Raw genomic sequence first — 900 nt, 5'->3', positions numbered from 1 at the left:
TTTCCCCATTCGGACACCCCCGGATCAAAGCTTGCTTACAGCTCCCCGAGGCAGTTTCGTTGTTCGCCACGTCCTTCGTCGGCTCCTGGCGCCTAGGCATCCTCCGTGTGCTCTTATTAGCTTAACCTCGATTTTTCCGTTAGGAAAATATCGTACAGCTCCAGTTTCGGTTGTTTGCACAATCGAAAACCTTCGCTAAGCCATATTACACTTTCGCTCGTTTACACAAGCGACAGATAAAATGTTCTAAAACGCAAATTCGTTTCGGTATTCAGTTTTCAAGGATCAAGGTGAATCAATTATACAGTTTAAAAAGTTTTGGTGGAGCCAAGCGGGATCGAACCGCTGACCTCCTGCTTGCAAGGCAGGCGCTCTCCCAGCTGAGCTATGGCCCCATAATAGGTTATGAAATTTGAATGGTGGGCCTTAGTGGACTCGAACCACCGACCTCACCCTTATCAGGGGTGCGCTCTAACCAGCTGAGCTAAAGGCCCTTATTCAATCAATGCATCTTATGAGGTTAATCATAAGGGTGCGCTTGGCAACGTCCTACTCTCCCAGGACCCTTCGGTCCAAGTACCATCGGCGCTGGAGGGCTTAACGGTCGTGTTCGGGATGGGTACGTGTGGAACCCCTCCGCTATCGCCACCAAACGCATACGAAAGAGACTTGCTCTCTCAAAACTGAGCAACGAGTGAGTGTGTGCAAACCCTAAGGGTTCACTAGAAGCCTTGCGGCTTCTGTTCGAATGTTTCCGTTACAGGAAACGATTCTCCATAGAAAGGAGGTGATCCAGCCGCACCTTCCGATACGGCTACCTTGTTACGACTTCACCCCAATTATCTACCCCACCTTCGGCGGCTGGCTCCCTTGCGGGTTACCCCACCGACTTCGGGTGTT

The 900-nt window shown here is 50.8% G+C and carries 2 tRNA genes and 3 rRNA genes; all 5 read right to left on the bottom strand.

The annotated features are described in order from the left end of the window. A 23S ribosomal RNA gene (locus GJB61_RS31010) occupies positions 1-127 on the bottom strand; the annotation flags it as partial. Between the two features lie 192 nt (positions 128-319). After that, positions 320-395 (bottom strand) — tRNA-Ala (locus GJB61_RS31005). A gap of 22 nt (positions 396-417) precedes the next feature. Beyond that, positions 418-494: transfer RNA gene (locus GJB61_RS31000), tRNA-Ile, on the bottom strand. Between the two features lie 42 nt (positions 495-536). Next, positions 537-653 (bottom strand): 5S ribosomal RNA (gene rrf / locus GJB61_RS30995). A 127-nt stretch (positions 654-780) separates the two neighbouring features. Further along, positions 781-900, bottom strand: a 16S ribosomal RNA gene (locus tag GJB61_RS30990); the annotation flags it as partial.

This window comes from Paenibacillus monticola, from assembly GCF_009664975.1.
GTDB classification, from domain to species: Bacteria; Bacillota; Bacilli; order Paenibacillales; family Paenibacillaceae; genus Paenibacillus_AQ; species Paenibacillus_AQ monticola.
Note: the sequence above shows the minus strand (reverse complement) of the source record. Positions and strands in the feature narration are given on the sequence as shown.